The 15,339-nt window shown below is 63.5% G+C and carries 15 protein-coding genes, 1 pseudogene and 1 riboswitch; of the genes and pseudogenes, 7 read left to right on the top strand and 9 right to left on the bottom strand.

What is annotated here, in order from left to right:
- Nucleotides 1-439: 439 nt before the first annotated feature.
- The 4 genes from PQR67_RS11140 to PQR67_RS11125 all read right to left on the bottom strand — a co-directional run bounded on the left by PQR67_RS11140 (nucleotide 440) and on the right by PQR67_RS11125 (nucleotide 3,763).
- Entirely contained in the window at nucleotides 440-1,255 is an 816-nt protein-coding gene (locus tag PQR67_RS11140; RefSeq protein ID WP_408458275.1) for a VOC family protein, read from the bottom strand.
- A 57-nt stretch (nucleotides 1,256-1,312) separates the two neighbouring features.
- Nucleotides 1,313-2,500 carry an ABC transporter substrate-binding protein gene (locus PQR67_RS11135; protein WP_408458272.1) on the bottom strand — a complete coding sequence of 396 codons (1,188 nt, stop codon included), beginning with the start codon at nucleotides 2,498-2,500 and terminating at the stop codon, nucleotides 1,313-1,315.
- A gap of 283 nt (nucleotides 2,501-2,783) precedes the next feature.
- Nucleotides 2,784-3,530, bottom strand: a complete 747-nt coding sequence (locus tag PQR67_RS11130; protein WP_408458269.1) for a CbtA family protein — start codon at nucleotides 3,528-3,530, stop codon at nucleotides 2,784-2,786.
- A gap of 11 nt (nucleotides 3,531-3,541) precedes the next feature.
- Nucleotides 3,542-3,763, bottom strand: coding sequence for a CbtB domain-containing protein (locus tag PQR67_RS11125; protein WP_120348989.1), 222 nt, complete (start codon nucleotides 3,761-3,763; stop codon nucleotides 3,542-3,544).
- 54 nt (nucleotides 3,764-3,817) lie between these two features.
- Nucleotides 3,818-3,903, bottom strand: a riboswitch (adenosylcobalamin (AdoCbl) riboswitch).
- 98 nt (nucleotides 3,904-4,001) lie between these two features.
- Here PQR67_RS11125 and PQR67_RS11120 point away from each other — a divergent pair.
- Nucleotides 4,002-4,637 carry a histidine phosphatase family protein gene (locus PQR67_RS11120; protein ID WP_408458266.1) on the top strand — a complete coding sequence of 212 codons (636 nt, stop codon included), beginning with the start codon at nucleotides 4,002-4,004 and terminating at the stop codon, nucleotides 4,635-4,637.
- Between the two features lie 7 nt (nucleotides 4,638-4,644).
- Here PQR67_RS11120 and PQR67_RS11115 read toward each other — a convergent pair whose 3' ends face one another.
- The 3 genes from PQR67_RS11115 to PQR67_RS11105 are packed head-to-tail and all read right to left on the bottom strand — an operon-like array spanning nucleotide 4,645 to nucleotide 8,120.
- Nucleotides 4,645-5,658 (bottom strand): alpha/beta hydrolase, encoded by a 1,014-nt coding sequence (locus tag PQR67_RS11115; RefSeq protein ID WP_408458263.1) that lies wholly within the window; start codon nucleotides 5,656-5,658, stop codon nucleotides 4,645-4,647.
- Between the two features lie 42 nt (nucleotides 5,659-5,700).
- On the bottom strand, nucleotides 5,701-7,062 hold the full coding sequence (locus PQR67_RS11110) for an MFS transporter (RefSeq protein ID WP_408458260.1): 1,362 nt from the start codon (nucleotides 7,060-7,062) through the stop codon (nucleotides 5,701-5,703).
- Nucleotides 7,059-8,120, bottom strand: a complete 1,062-nt coding sequence (locus tag PQR67_RS11105) for an alpha/beta hydrolase (RefSeq protein WP_408458258.1) — start codon at nucleotides 8,118-8,120, stop codon at nucleotides 7,059-7,061. The genes PQR67_RS11110 and PQR67_RS11105 overlap by 4 nt, the downstream gene beginning before the upstream one ends.
- Before the next feature lie 217 nt (nucleotides 8,121-8,337).
- Here PQR67_RS11105 and PQR67_RS11100 point away from each other — a divergent pair, with 217 nt between their 5' ends.
- The 6 genes and pseudogenes from PQR67_RS11100 to PQR67_RS11075 all read left to right on the top strand — a co-directional run bounded on the left by PQR67_RS11100 (nucleotide 8,338) and on the right by PQR67_RS11075 (nucleotide 14,768).
- Entirely contained in the window at nucleotides 8,338-9,246 is a 909-nt protein-coding gene (locus PQR67_RS11100) for a LysR family transcriptional regulator (protein ID WP_408458255.1), read from the top strand.
- A gap of 100 nt (nucleotides 9,247-9,346) precedes the next feature.
- A pseudogene (locus tag PQR67_RS11095) lies at nucleotides 9,347-9,781 on the top strand (MarR family winged helix-turn-helix transcriptional regulator); the annotation flags it as partial.
- Between the two features lie 33 nt (nucleotides 9,782-9,814).
- Entirely contained in the window at nucleotides 9,815-11,917 is a 2,103-nt protein-coding gene (locus PQR67_RS11090; RefSeq protein WP_408458252.1) for an FUSC family protein, read from the top strand.
- A 45-nt stretch (nucleotides 11,918-11,962) separates the two neighbouring features.
- On the top strand, nucleotides 11,963-12,172 hold the full coding sequence (locus PQR67_RS11085) for a DUF1656 domain-containing protein (RefSeq protein ID WP_007176114.1): 210 nt from the start codon (nucleotides 11,963-11,965) through the stop codon (nucleotides 12,170-12,172).
- Nucleotides 12,169-13,191 (top strand): efflux RND transporter periplasmic adaptor subunit, encoded by a 1,023-nt coding sequence (locus PQR67_RS11080; protein WP_408458249.1) that lies wholly within the window; start codon nucleotides 12,169-12,171, stop codon nucleotides 13,189-13,191. The genes PQR67_RS11085 and PQR67_RS11080 overlap by 4 nt, the downstream gene beginning before the upstream one ends.
- Nucleotides 13,188-14,768 carry an efflux transporter outer membrane subunit gene (locus PQR67_RS11075; protein WP_408458247.1) on the top strand — a complete coding sequence of 527 codons (1,581 nt, stop codon included), beginning with the start codon at nucleotides 13,188-13,190 and terminating at the stop codon, nucleotides 14,766-14,768. The genes PQR67_RS11080 and PQR67_RS11075 overlap by 4 nt, the downstream gene beginning before the upstream one ends.
- 16 nt (nucleotides 14,769-14,784) lie before the next feature.
- On the opposite strand, the gene speD is transcribed toward PQR67_RS11075, so the two are convergent.
- Both speD and PQR67_RS11065 read right to left on the bottom strand, forming a co-directional pair.
- Nucleotides 14,785-15,174: an adenosylmethionine decarboxylase gene (gene speD, locus PQR67_RS11070; protein ID WP_408458244.1), complete on the bottom strand. Its 390-nt coding sequence runs from the start codon at nucleotides 15,172-15,174 to the stop codon at nucleotides 14,785-14,787.
- 10 nt (nucleotides 15,175-15,184) lie between these two features.
- Nucleotides 15,185-15,337 (bottom strand): hypothetical protein, encoded by a 153-nt coding sequence (locus PQR67_RS11065; protein WP_408458241.1) that lies wholly within the window; start codon nucleotides 15,335-15,337, stop codon nucleotides 15,185-15,187.
- Between the last annotated feature and the right edge of the window lie 2 nt (nucleotides 15,338-15,339).

Here is a 15,339-nt window from a genome sequence, read left to right as displayed (position 1 = left end):
GCACAAACGCTAACCTCAAACCTCCTACGCAATCCGTAGGGGGTGACGCAAAGGTCCGTCAGCCATCAACGCATTGCAGTGAGAAAACTAGAAGGTCGAACGCCGGGTATCCATACGTGGAAGTAACTGGGCGCAGGCAGACAAACCAAGGCTGACTGGAAGGAAAGGAAGGAGATAGAACGGGCCGCGTAGTACGCCGCCCGAAGAGAAGACTAGTAGCGCAAGAAAGCGCTACGAGACGAATCGCAACTTGAAGTGCGATTTCAAAAGAACAAGCCCGTGAAGAACGGGTAAAACCCAAACGACCAACCGTCCGAACGACGGCCACAAAGTTATCCCCAGTTTTTGTTCGCAAGCCTGTGGATAACACCCCCACAATAGCCCCAAGCCATTGATGCAAATACGTTCCTGCACGCTGCGCGCCGAAGGATGAACCCCTTCACTCCGCAGCAATCTCAAACCACGCCCCATGCGTGCGATCACGATCGAGCACCCGTGACTCCACCTGAGCATCCGCGCGCAGCGCAACACCAAACACTCCCTCACCACGCGTGGCGAGTTGCCGGCGCAACGCCGCGCCTTCTGCGGTAACGCTCGCGGCATCGACACGCACCGGGCTCAACAGCACGACCGACGCATCGCCAATCGACACCGTCGCCGACACCGCCCCCAGTCCGGGCAAAGCCACCGGCTGCGCCTCAGTCGCCCCAAAACCAAGCAACGCCCGATACCGCTGCAAACTCGTACCCAGATCATCCACGGCGACCGTCAAACTCGCCACCCCTCGCACGCCGTTCGCATGCACACGCACTGCGCCTTCGGCCACACGCAGATCACGCGGCGTGATATCCCCGCACAGGAATGGCAAGTCACTGGTCTGCGGCCGGCCGATCTGCCACTCGAGCCGCGCGCCATCCGGACGCACACGCCCGCCGGCCTGCGGACCGTCGTAGTGCAATCCGCGTCCATGCGCGGCGTCGATCACAGCACCCACGCTCGACGGCAACAACGCGTAATCCACAAAGCCGTCGCCGTGACGCTGCCCCACATCCCACCAGCGACGCTGCGGCGCCGCCTGCAAGAAAGCGATCAGCTCGATGTAACTGCCATCGGCGAAACCGATCAGCGCGTTGTGCGTCACGCCGTCAGCATGAGTGCCACCTTGTTGCACGCTGAAACCGAGCGCGGTGAAATCTTCAATGGTCTGCGTCAGGTCGTGGACGCGAATCACGATGTGATCGAGTAACAGGCTCATGGAGAAAATGCCGTGAATGTGTTGAATGACCGGATAGTTCGATAAACGATGGGATCGCTACTTCTGCGCCACCGTCGCCTTGCTCTCAAGCAACGCCCACTTATCGTTCTTCACCACCACGTTAATGTTTTTCACGCCAATCACACGGCGCGTCGCGGGATCAAAATTGGCCTTGCCGAACACGACGCTCGGAATGTCGTGCAGCTTGGGCAGCGCATCGCGCACGGCTTTGCGATCAGGTCCGCCAGCGCGCAGCGCGTAGGCGGCAATAATGACGGCGTCGTACGCATAGGCGTTGAACGCGTCCGGTTCGCGATGGTATTTCGCTTCGAAGCGTTTAACGAAGCTCTGCACTTCAGGCCCGGATTCACCGGGGAAGAAGCTGGTGTTGGTCGTCACCCCGTTCACCGCCTCGCCGCCGAGTTCGAGGAATTTCGGCGAATACACGGAACTGGCCGCGGCGATCGGCAGGTTGATGCCGCTCGTGCGCGCCTGGCGGGCGATCTGTGCGCCGTCGGAGTAGTACGAAATCAGCACGATGCCATCCGGGTTCGCCGCGCTCACCCGCACGAGCGTCGCACGAAAATCTTTCTCGGCCGACTGATAGCCCTCGGCCGCAACGACTTGCGCGCCGCGTTCATTGGCGGCTTTGACAAAGACGTCCTTGCTGGTGCGCCCCCAGTCGGTATTCAGATAGAGCACGGCGATACGCTTGAGGCCGAGCGTCTTTACGGCGAGATCAGCGAGCAACGGCTGCGCGTCGGCCTGACTGACCGAAGGGCTCCAGATGTAATCGCCGCCCTTGGTGAAGTCAGGATGCGAGTTGGTGAAGCCGAGTTGCACGAGGCCGGCATGCTGGTAAATCGGCGAGGCGGCCATTGATGCCGGACTGGAAAAATCGCCGAGTTCGATCAGGATGCGCGGATCACTGACGAATTTCTGCGCGATCGTGATGGATTGGCGCGGGTCGCTCTGGCTGTCTTCGAAGACGTAGTTCAGCGGGCGGCCATTGATGCCGTTGTGGCTGTTGATCTCATCCAGAGCGAGATCGAAGCCGGCCTTCCATTGCGCGCCGTACTGGGCGTTCTGGCCGGTTAGCGGGCCGCTGACGCCTATCAGGATCGGATCGCCCGAAGGCGGCGCTGCTGTGGCTGGTGTCGTCGCCGTTATTGCCGATGCGGCGAGCAGCAGAAGTGCCGTGAACTGAGTGGCCCATGATGGGCGCAGGCTTGACGTGGTCGACATGGCTCCAGGCTCGGTTTGCGTGAGATTGGAGTGAGTGTCGGACGTGCCCCGGCTTCGGGCAACCAAGCGATTCGCATATCGTTATGCTGCGGGGGAACTTGTCCACAGAAAACGTTCACAAGCCTGTGGATAACATTCTGGCAAGCACGCCAAGTACTTGATGTATTGGACTTCTCTCGCGCTGCACGTCGGTGCGACCATTTTCGCGGTCGCACCTTTCGCGTGGATAAGCCTGGATAGACAAGCGGCTTGGCGGCAGCTCATGCGGCCGCGCCTTCATGCGTCAAAGGTAAGCGGACTTCGCCACGCCGCGGTTCGCGGGGCTCAACAGTTTGCTCCGCTCAACCAGGGCGCCAAACAGCAGCCCGATGGTCGTCCACATAATCACCTGCATGCCGATTGCCGCGACGCGGAACTTCCACAGCAGCACCGCCGGGAAGGCCGCCGGCACTTCGTTGATCACCGGCATTGAAAGCTGCACGGCAGCAATGATCACGACGAACACCACACCCGCCACGATCGAGCCATTCCACGCGCCGAGCTTCAGCGCCGCGCGGCGCCGCACCTTCAGCGAGAACACCAGTGCGGCCAGCGAGATTGCGATCATCAGGAAGAACAAGCCGGTCCGCATCCCGATCGTCTCGGGGTCGCCCACCGAGGGTGGATTCGCCGGGTACTTGATGTTCGGAACGATCACCAGCGCGATGAACGCGCCAAGCGCGAGCCATGCGGACAGCGCGCGCGCACTCAATGCGCCGACGCGGCCGTACGCAAACGCGAACACCATCGAGAACAGCCCGCCGAATGCGGCGCCATAGGTCACTACGCCCGTCAACAATCCCAGGCCCGCTTGCGTTTCGCGGCTCACCAGTTCGGGTTCGGGCGCTTCGCCTTTGGCGGCGTCGGCCTTTTCCTCGAAGGAAATCGCCTGATCAACCTGCGGTTCACCCACCAGCCTGGCGAAGCCGAACGTGAGCAATCCTGCGGCGATGCCTGCAAGCATCCCGCGCACCAACAATTTACCGACCATGTCCGACTCCGTTAGTGGCAGGGAAAGCCGAGCAGATGGCGGCCGTCGTGCACGAATTCATGCACGTACATGCCGGGCACCAGCGACGTGGCGCCTTCTTCCGCACCAACGAAATAAATCGCGAGCAACAGCAGTAAGCCGCCGAACACGACCCAAGGCAGCAATTCACGCAGCGGAATCGGCGTGGGTTGTGCAACGGGTTGCGTCGCGGAATCAAAAACAGCGTTGGACATAGTGGACATCTCCTGGGGGTTACGCGCCCCGATAGTCGATTGAAGAGGGATGAAGCGAAGCTCGGGTCTGGCTTTCGGCTCGTGAATGCCGATTACAGTGGCGCGACCGCGCCGGGTTCTCACCGGCTTCCGTGCTTCGCAGTGCCGCTATTCTACGCGTTAAACTTTGCCACCCGGTAATGCGCAGCCTGCATCGCATGCGTTCCGCGTTAGCCGGGCCTCTATGGAAATGAACCGAATGGACATACGGCTGTTACTGATCAGCCACGCGTCGACCGCGGCAATGCGCGCGGCCCGCTTCCCCGCCGACGATCCGCTCGATGCACGCGGTCTCGCCGAAGCACGCGCCGCGCGTGCGCGTCTGTCGATTCCGGACGACGCGGCCGCTTTCGTCAGCCCGGCCGTTTGTGCGCGTGATACGGCAGTGGCCCTGGGCCTCGCTGCAACGGTCCACGAAGGATTGGTGGATATGGACTACGGCGCATGGCATGGCCGCCGCCTCGCCGATCTCGCCGTTGAAGCGCCGCAAGACCTCGCCGCATGGACGCACGATCCCGACGCCGCCGCGCATGGCGGAGAGTCATTCAGCGAACTCGTGAAGCGGATAGGACGGTGGCTCGATGCGCTCGACGATACGCTGAGCAAGAGCGTGACCCAGGCAAAGGACTGTGCGTTGAGCACAGCGGCGAGCAGCGCGCCGCATGGTACGCAAAATGTCGTCGCCGTTACGCATGCGCCGGTGATCCGGGCCGCCGTCGTTCATGCGCTCGGCGCGTCTCCGGCGATATTTTCGCGCATCGACATCGCGCCGCTTTCGATGCTTGAGTTGCGACACTCGCGGCGCGGCTGGACCTGGTGGCCAGCGTCACCGTAACGGCGGGTCAGGACTCGACGCCAAACAACGCGGCCAGTCCATGCGGCGACGCAAAAATTCCCTTCGCATCATGTCCGATGCCGTCGATCACAAACGTACGATGCTTCGCCGCCCCCTCGGGATGCCGCAACGCCATATAGCGTGCGTAAGCCAATCCGCGCGCCAGTCGATGCTCGCCTTGCGCCCGCGCGGCGCATGAACGATCGAGCGCCGGATGCCGCGGATCGCAATCCGCACCGCCAAGCAGCACGGTGACGTCGCGACGCGCATAAAGCGATTCAAACGCGTCAGCGTAACCAGGGCCCTCGCCATTCGAAGCATAGGCCGGCAAATCCTCGAGCCCATACTTCCAGCGATTGAAAGACGGACACACCATCGCATCGAGCGCCGCGAATTCGCCGGATGCGGTGGGCCGCTTCGCATCGAAGTACACATACGACGATGGGTTCGCAATCACGTAGCGCAGCGCGATTCCACGCTGAACAAGCGGCGCCTCACCCCGTGTCACGACGGCATAGCGCTGCACCACCTGGCCGCCGCCCGAATGCCCGGCAATCACCACGTCGGTCAGCGCCGCAAACTGCTCGCGCGACGCCAACATCCGCAGGATGGTGTCGAGGACATCGAACGAACTGATCGGCGCCGGACCTTCGGCGTTTTCGCCGCCCATCCAGCTAGTCCACTCCCAATGCAGCGTGGATGGCGGCAACGCATGCGCGCCGACGTCCGCACTCGCGAGAAACTGCGGCACGATCAAGAGCGTACCGGCGGCATCGCCACCGGCCAGCGCGCAGGCACGCTCTGCGAGATCGAAGTACGCGTCCGCATTGCGCAGGCGTCCGTGAATCAGAATCACCGCGCGCTTGACGCCTGGCGCCGGCACGAGCCAGTTGCCGTTTGCGAACACCGGCACGGTGCCGCTGCCCGCCTGCGTCTCAACACGCAGATGCTGGTTCGCGACAACCGCGACCGGATGTTCATTCGGCGCGCGTTCGTCATGTGTGATCAAAGGCTGGGGCATGCAATAAGCTCAGGTTAATCCAATAAATCTGGCCAGCAACGGCTAACGCGGTGCGGCGAACTTCGCGGCTGCACCGCCCGGCTCGCGTCCCGAGCGCGTGAAATACACCATCGCCAGCGATACGAAGCCGGCAAAAATCAGATAGAAGGCCGGCGTCAAACTACTGCCGCTCAGATGCGTCAAGCCGGTAATGGTGAGCGGCGCCATGCCGCCGAACAGCGTCACCGCAATGTTGTACGACAGCGCCACGCCCGCCGAACGGCTGCGCACCGGAAACAAGGTCGCGAGCATGCCTGGGTGTGAACCGGACATGGCGGCGAGGAATACCGTTGCAACCATCTGCGCGATGAACAGATGCCCCGGCGTAGGATTCGTCACGACAAAGTGATAGAGCGGATACACGCATACCATCCACGCGATCACGATGGGATAGAACAGACGGTATGCGCCATAGCGATCGGCGAGTTTGCCGGACAACGGAAACAGGAACAGATTCAACACGCCGGAGACGAACGCGCCGAGCAGCGCCGTGGACAACGGCAGATGCAGTTGCCGCTCGACATAGACCGACAGATAGGAATGCCACACATAATTGGTCGCCGCGCCGATGATGATCACACCCATCGCACAGATCGCCGCGTCGCCATTGTCGCGAAAGAACTGACGCACGGTCATGCGCGGCGGCTTGTCCTGCTGATCGAGCAAGCGCTCGAACTCCGGCGACTCCGCCACGCGATGCCGGATGTAGAAGCCGAACGGTCCGGCCAGCGCGCCAAACAGAAACGGCAGCCGCCAGCCCCACGCCACCAGTTGCGCGTGCGTGAGTTGCGTGGTGAGCAGATAGCCGACACCCGATGAAAGCAGCAACGCAAACGCCTGCGCCGACATGTTGAAGCTGCCGTAAAACATCTTCTTATGCGGCGGGGCGTACTCGACGAGCATCGCCGAGGCCGTCGCGAATTGGCCGCCCACCGAGAGCCCCTGTAGCAGTCGCGCGAACACCACTAGCAAAGGCGCCGCGATGCCGATGCTGGCATAACCCGGCGTGAGGCCCATCAACAGCGTGCTTGCCGCCATCGAGATGATCAGCAGCGAGAGCGCTTTGCGCCGCCCCGCCCGGTCCGCATAGATGCCGAGCAGGATGCCGCCGATCGGCCGCACGATAAACCCGACGGCGAACGTGGCGAGCGTCAGCATGATCGAGACGAAGCCACCGCCCCCGGGAAAGAACACCTGCGCAATGATTTTGGCGAAGTAGCCGTAGATCAGAAAGTCGAACCACTCGAGCCCGTTGCCGAGTATCGAAGCGAAGATCGCGCGCCGCACCATCGAAGGGCTCAAGCCGTTCGACGCCGCCGTGATGGATGGTGCACCGTCATGCCGATTCAAGCTCGCCTCGTTCATTGCTCGCATCCCTGGGTGTCGAACATCGCCGACAGTGCGCAAACCGATGTCAGCATACGCGCGCCGTCATGGCCCACGCCCGGCACGATATGCAGGCTCTGTTTCAGGCCTTCCGGATGACGCGCCTGGATGTACCGGTAATACGCTTCTGCGCGCGCGAAGCGCTGCGGGCCTTGCGCCTCGGCAGCACAACTCCTGTCGAGCGCGCTTTGCTGCGGATCGGTGTCCGCGCCGCCCACCAGGTAGTCGATCCGGCGCGCCGCATAAGCCGCTTCGAGTTGCGCGGGCGAGCGGTCGTTGAGATACGGCGGCCGATTGTCCATGCCGTATTTCCACTGATTGAAGCCGGCGCATTGTGCGGCATCGAATGGCGCTGCGACACCTTGCGCATTGGGCCGTTGCGCGTCGAAATAGGCATACGTTGATGGGTTCGCCACCACGTAGCGCACGTCGATGCCTTCACGGGTCAGCACGTCGATACTTCGCGCCGCCACCGCGTAGCGCTGCACAACCTGGCCGCCGCCGGAATGTCCTGCGACCACCACGTGCTGCAGATTCGGAAACAGCTTGCGATCCGCGAGACGCGCGACAATCGCGTCCAGCACCGCGTACGAGCTGATGGGCAGCGGCCCCCGCGCCGCTTCGCCGCCCATCCACGCGTCGCCCTTCCAGCGCAGCAGATCGGCCGGTTCGTCATGCGTGCGCAGGTCGAGCGTGGCGAGGAATTGCGGCGCGATCAGGAGCGTGCTGTCGGGGTCCGCATGCGCGGCGGCGCGCGCATTCTGCGCGGTGCGGAAATACACGTCCGCGTTGCGCAATTTTCCGTGGATCACGATCACTGCACGCGTGACCTGTGGCTGCGCAGCGGTCCAATCCTTCGACAGATACAGCGGAAATTCAGCTTGCCCTTGCGGCGTGTCGACCGTGAACCGGGTATCCGAGATCGTCCTCACCGGCTTCAGTTGCTCTGCGAACACCGGTTGTGCGAGCAATCCCAGCACGGCCGCACCCACTGCCACGCACTCCATCGTGAGACGTCGTGAAAGATTGAATGTCATCCAGCTTGCTCCTGATCACTGTGCACCGTCTTGAACGCGGCGCATCGTCAAATCCGTCGTTGAAAGGCTCAAAGATTCAGAACCGGTATGGGTCGACGCCATGGATGAGATCGTAGGACCGGGCGGGGTAAATGTAAAATACCTGTTTTTCGCACCATCCATATTTATTAAATATGGCAATGAAAAGAACATAACGCATCCAGAGAGACAGAACACCATGGAGCTTCGTCACTTGCGCTACTTCCTGGCGGTTGCCGAGGAAGGCCAATTCACGCGTGCGGCCGAGCGGCTGGCAATGCAACAGCCGCCGCTCTCGCAGCAGATTCGAACGTTGGAAGAAGAGATCGGCTTCGAGCTGTTCGTGCGCATGCCGCGTGGCGTGACCTTGACACCCGCGGGACAGGCTTTCGCGGAAGACGCTCAACGCTTGCTGCTGGAATTGCAACAGTCGGTGGACAGGGCGCACCGGATTGCGCGTGGCGAACTCGGCACGATCTCGATCGGCCTCACCAGTTCGGCTGCGTTCCATCCCTTCACGACGGAGACGATCCGGGCCTTTCGCGCGGTGTGTCCCGAAGTCGCGGTGGAGCTTGCCGAACTCAACGCGGCGGAGATTATCGAGCGTTTGGCCGCCGGACAGATTCAGGCCGCGTTTCTCCGGAAACCGGTCGATGCACGCGAGGGCGTGGCGTTCGAGTTATTGCTCGACGAGCCGATGGTGGTGGTCTTGCCCGTTGGGCATCCATTGCTGAAGGGGGCGGGCAAAAAACGACCGCAGGTGTCGTTGCAGGCGCTGGCGCACGAAGATTTCATTCTGGTCCGCCGGCCAGGAGCGCCCGGCATGTACGCGGATATTCTGGCGGCCTGCCGACAAGCCGGGTTCGTGCCGCGGATCGCGCGCGAGGTGCCGCGCATGGTGTCGGGGATCAATCTCGTCGCAGCAGGGTTGGGGGTCACACTGGTGCCGGCATCGATGCAACGCTACGGCCAGGTGGGAACGGTATATTGCACGTTGACGAATCCCGCGCAGTTGAGCGCCCCGCTGCATCTTGCCTACCCTGAAGGACTGCGCAATAGCGCGGCGACCCGCTTTATCGAACTGGTGAAGGCGCGCGTTCGCGGCTGAATACACCGGCTTCTCATGGAAGCGCCATACAGGCATGTGTCACAAAAAATCCCCAATTCAATAGTTTGCTAACGAATATTTAGGCAATACAATGTCGGCCATGTCGAATCTCAATGCCCTGCGCCGCACTGTCAGCAGCACCCTGGTCGTTGCTGCCAGAAAATGGCGGCGCACGAGCCACGGCGTGCTGGCGGCCTTTAACGTCTCCGAGGCGTGCGCCACGCCGCTGCTGACCGCCAGCCGGCTCGGCGAAGCGGTGCGGCAGGTTACGCTGGCCGATCACATCGGTATTGAAGGACCCTCGCTCGTGCGGCTGCTCGATCAACTGTGCGCGGCCGGCCTGATGCGCCGCGACGAAGATCCCGAAGACCGCCGCGCCAAGACCGTGGTGCTCACCGATGAAGGCCGCGCCGTCACCGCTAGAATGGAAGAAGAACTCAATACGCTGCGGGCGCAAGCTTTGAAAGGCATCTCGCGCAGCGATCTCGAAGCGACCTTGCGGGTGCTGGCCGCTTTCACGGCCGACGCAGCGGCGCCGCACAACGCCAGGGACCCCGAGTAACGGTTTATGGCCTACCCCTCCATCCGCGACTGGCTGTTCTCCGTCAAGACGTTTGCCGCGGCGATGATTGCGCTCTACATCGGTCTCGCCCTCGAGTTGCCGCGCCCGTACTGGGCGATGGCCACCGTTTACATCGTGTCGAATCCGTTTGTCGGCGCGACCCGCTCCAAGGCGCTCTATCGTGCGCTCGGCACGGCGCTCGGCGCGTCGGCCGCCGTGCTGCTGGTGCCGCCGTTCGTCGAATCGCCGTATCTGTTCAGCGTGGTCGTCGCGTTGTGGACCGGCACGCTGCTGTACCTGGCGGTGGCCGACCGCACCGCGCGCAGCTACGTGTTCATGCTGGCGGCCTACACCATGCCGATCATCGCGCTGCCGTCGGTGACGAATCCCGGCGGGGTGTTCGATCTGGCGATCAGCCGCACCGAAGAGATCACGCTCGGCATTGTGTGCGCGAGCATCGTCGGCAGTTCGCTGTTTCCTAGCCGGCTCGCGCCGACCATCATCGAGCGGACCGACGCGTGGTTTCGCGACGCCGCGTTCTATGCGACCGAAACGCTGTCCGGGCGCATTGCGGGCGCGGCAATTTCGGGGGCCCGCCAACGGATCGCCACCACGATCAACGGGCTGGAACTGCTGCTGAGCCAGCTTGCCTACGACCACACCCGGCCGGACATCCTGGCCCGTGCTCATGAGTTGCGCGGGCGCATGCAGTTGCTGCTGCCCATGATGTCGGCACTGGCCGATCCGCTGATCGCCCTCTATAACTGCGGCCGGCAAACCTGGCCAGAAGGTCTCGAAGCGTTGCTCAACGACGTCATCAAGTGGTTCAACGCACCGCTTCCCGCGGCCAGCGGGGGCTATCACCCCGACGCGGTAGCCAACGCCTTGCGCGAGCGCATCGCCGCGATGCAGCCGCCACCGGCCGCGCTGGCCACCTGGAGCGGCGCGCTGCTGTCGAACGCGCTGTGGCGTATGAAACAGGTAATCGACGTCTGGCAGGACTGCCGCTCGCTACGCATCATCATCATGCGCGAAGAAGGCTCGTGGCGGCCACGTTTCCGGCATTGGCGGCTGGGCGGCACCGAACGGTTCTTCGACCGCGGCATCATGCTGTTTTCAACGGTTTCAGCGGGCGCCGCGGTGATCATTGCGTGCAGTCTGTGGATCAGTTCAGGCTGGGCAGATGGCGCCAGTGCCGTGACGCTGGCGGCGGTGGCCTGCTGCTTCTTCGCCGCGCTCGACGAACCCGCGCCCATGGTGTTCAGGTTCTTCATCGCCACGGCGATCAGCGTGGTGGCCGCCGGCATCTATCTGTTCGCCGTGCTGCCACACGTGCATGACTTCCCGATGCTCGTCATCCTGTTTGCCGCGCCGTTCATCCTCGTCGGCACGTTGATCCCGCGTCCGGCGTTCAACATGGTGACAGTGCTCGTGGCCGTCAATACCGCCACCTTCATCAGCATTCAGGATGCCTACTCGGCCGACTTCCTGATCTTCCTGAACAGCAATCTCGCGGGCCTCGCAGGCTTGTTGTATGCCTATCTGTGGACCCGCGTGACACGGCCGTTCGGCGCTGAACTCGCGGCCTCCCGGCTGTTGCGCTCGAGCTGGGCCGACGTGGCGCTGACGGCCTCCACCCGAACCATCGAAGACCCGCGCAACCTCGCCGCGCGCATGCTCGACCGTCTGATGCAACTGATCCCGCGCCTTGCCGCCACGGACGACCATCGCCATCCGTCGATCGAAAGCTTCCGCGATCTGCGCATCGCCTTCAACGCGCTCGATCTGCGCCGCCTGACCCGCAAGCTCGGCGGCGAAGCGCCGGCCGCGATCGATCACGTCCTCGAAAACGTGCGCCAATACTTCGAAACGTGCGTCGATCAGCGCGCGCGCCAACCGGTGCCCGAGAGCCTGATGTCGTCGATCGACGCAGCCGTGGCGCGCGTCACGACACAAGGGCTCGCCGCTACCGGCGCGCCGGGTCCGGCCTCGCGAACCTCGGAGCGCCATTTGCGCGAGGCCTTGCACGCGCTGGTCGGCTTGCGTCTTTCGCTGTTTCCGGCCACGCTAATCACACCCATGCCGCCCGAACCGGAGGCCGCTGCCTGATGCGCCCGTCCTACCACCCTATCCAACCCTTTGCCGGCCCCCGCGATGATCGGTGAAATCGATATCTTCGGCGTGTTCGTGCCGGCCGTGCTCGTGCTGATGTTGATCGCCTATCTGATCAACCTCGCCATCCGCACGGTGCTCGCGCGCGTCGGCTTTTACCGCTTCGTCTGGCACCGTTCCATCTTCGATCTCGGCATCTATGTGCTGGTGCTGGGCCTTGTCGTCGTCGTTTCGCACAGACTAATAACGTGAAAAAAACCTGGTTCTCCGTCGGTCAAATTCTGCTGACCCTGATCGTCGTCGTGGTTGCAGCCTTCGTGCTGTGGAAACTGGTCGCCTATTACATGTTCGCGCCGTGGACCCGCGACGGGCACGTGCGCGCCGACGTGATCCAGGTTGCGCCGGATATCTCGGGGCTGATCTCATCGGTCGAGGTAGTGGACAACCAGCAGGTCAAGCAAGGCCAGGTCCTGTTCGTGATCGACCAGGCCCGCTACGCGCTCGCGCTGCGCCAGGCGCAGGCCACGGCGGAGCAACGCCGCGCCACGCTCGATCAGGCGCGCCGCGAAGACGCGCGTAACCGCAAGCTCGGCAACCTCGTCGCGGTGGAAACGGCTGAAGAAAGCCGCTCGCGCGTCGAAACGGCAGAGGCCGCGCTGGCCGATGCGAATGTCGCGATCGACACCGCCAGGCTGAATTTGCAGCGCACCACGATCGTGAGTCCGGTCGACGGTTATCTGAACGACCGCGCGCCGCGCACCGGCGAGTTCGTCTCCGCGGGCCGGGCGGTGCTGTCGGTGGTGGACATGCATTCGTTCCGTGTCGACGGTTACTTTGAAGAAACCAAGCTGCGCGGTATCGACATCGGCCAGCCGGTCGATATCCAGGTGATGGGCGAGCCGAAAGTGCTACGCGGTCACGTGCAAAGCATCGTCGCGGGGATCGAAGATCGCGACCGCACGCAAGGAACGAATCTGCTGCCGAACGTGAACCCGGCATTCAGCTGGGTGCGTCTCGCGCAACGGATTCCGGTGCGCGTTGCGCTCGACGAAGTCCCGGCCGACTTCCGCATGATCGCCGGCCGCACGGCGACGGTATCGGTGCTCGATTTGTCGCTGAGCGGCAAGCGACACCCGGCTACGGGCGCTTCAGGCGCGGTGGATGCTTCGGCGGCTGTGGCTACGTCCACCGCCGCGGTGGCCTCCGCTGCCTCCGTCGCGTTGACTACGCAACCGGCGTCTGCTGCCGTCACGTCGGGCGCATCGCAATGAAGCCGTCGCGCGCCCTGCCCTTATTGCCGCTGCTGCGGTTCTTCCCGCTCGTGCCGTTAGCGCTCGCGCTCAACGGCTGCATGAACGTCGGCCCCAACTACGCGCTGCCGAAGCAGGCGCTGGTCAATGCCCCGCTTGCCAATGCGCCGATCGAAGGCGCCGATGCCCGCCTGACCACGCGGCAGAACGTGCCTGCGATCTGGTGGAAGCTCTATGACGATCCGGTGCTGAACAGCCTCGTCGACGAAGCGCTGCAATCGAATACCGACTTGCGCGTCGCGGCGGCGAACCTCGCACGTTCGCGTGAAGCGCTGGGTGTGGCGCAGGCGCAGGGCGGCTTCTCCGGCAAGACGTCGGCGGTCATCGAACGCGCGCAGGAATCGGCCGAGCAGTATCTGCTCACTGAAAAGCTGCCGGTCGTCAACGAGGGCGACATCGGCATCAGCATCTCCTACGAAATCGACCTGTTCGGCAAACTGCGGCGCGGTGTCGAGGCGGCGTCGGCGGACACGGAAGCGGTGCAGGCGGCCGGCGATCTCGCGCGGATCACGGTGGTCGCGGACGTGGTGCGCTCTTATGTCGACCAATGCTCGGCCGCCGAGGAACTCAAAGTCGCGCAGCAGTCGCTGGCCTTGCAGAAGCAACGCGCGGACGTGTCGCGCCGGCTGCGCGACGCGGGTCGCGGCAATCAACCCGATGTGACGCGCAACCAGACCCAGGTCGATACCCTCGCGGCGGATATTCCCCGTTACACGGCGCGGCGCCAGATTGCGCAATACCGGCTCGCGGCGCTGCTCGCACGCGCCCCGTCCGATTTGCCGCCGGCCGTGCTGGCCTGCAACACGCTGCCGCAAATCCGTCAGCCGATTCCAATCGGCGACGGCGCCGCGCTGCTCAAACGCCGTCCGGACGTGCGCGAGGCCGAGCGTCAACTGGCGGCTTCGACGGCACGCATCGGCGTCGCAACGGGTGCGCTGTATCCAAGTGTGAGCATCGGGGCATCGGCGGGTTTGACGGGGGTTCTGGAGGACCTCGGCACGTCGCCTACCGCGCGCTGGGCGTTCGGCCCGCTGATCAGCTGGACCTTCCCGACGAATGGCGCGCGTGGCCGCGTGCGTGAAGCGCAAGCCTCGAGCAACGTCGCGCTGGCGAAGTTCGACGGCGTGGTGCTGACCGCATTGCGCGAAACCGAAACCAGCCTCGCGACCTATGCGTCCGACACCATGCGCGCCGACGCGTTGCGTGCCGCACTAAAATCGGCCGCCCAGTCGGCGGATGAAACCCATCGGCTATACCTCGCCGGACGCGAGTCGTTCATTTCGGATCTGGATGCGACGCGCACGCTGACTTCGACGAAGTCTCAGGTGGCGGCCGCGGAAGGTCAGGTCGCCATCGATCAGGTCAACCTGTTCCTCGCGCTGGGCGGTGGGTGGGAGACCGATACGCAAACGGCGCCGGGGGCTGTGGGGTCGAACGCTGGGTCTAGCGCTGGATCTAACCCTGGACCCAGCGCCACAACGCCCGCTGTTGCGGCACCGGCCAAGGCCATGCCCACGGCCGCCGTCAAAGCGCCCTGACTCGGTTTGGGACGCCTTAGCCCGGCAACGACCCGACAACCCGAAAACCGCGCTCGCAGGTCCGCACGTTTTGCAGCTCAGCCTGCAAATCACGTGCGATCTGCGCGGCCGCGTCTTCAGGACGCGCCTTGCCGCACATGAAAATATCGAGCGCCGCAAAGCGATGCTCGGGCCACGTGTGAATGGTAATGTGCGACTCCGCGAGCAGGACCACGCCCGTCACGCCATGTTCGCCGCCGAAGTGATGAAAATGCGCCGACAGCACCCGCGCCCCAGCCGCACCCGCGGCGCTTACGAGAATCGTTTCAAGCGCTGCGGCGTCGCGCAGCAACGTCGCAGCGATGCCGCTCAGATCCGCCAGCACATGTGAGCCGCAGGCCTCGCGCGGAGTGGGCACGGATGTCATGACAGCGCGCTCACTTATGCGCCCCATACGATGAATAACCGCTGCGTGCGGACGTACTGCCGTAGCCGCCGCCGCTGCTGCCGCCGCCATTTCCGGTCATGGATGTGCAACTGAACATGACGACCACAACGAGCGCGTAAAGCACGTATAAAAGCTGTCTCACGC

This window comes from Paraburkholderia fungorum, from assembly GCF_046026025.1.
GTDB lineage: Bacteria > Pseudomonadota > Gammaproteobacteria > Burkholderiales > Burkholderiaceae > Paraburkholderia > Paraburkholderia fungorum_E.
This window is presented reverse-complemented; position numbering and strand designations above follow the sequence as displayed.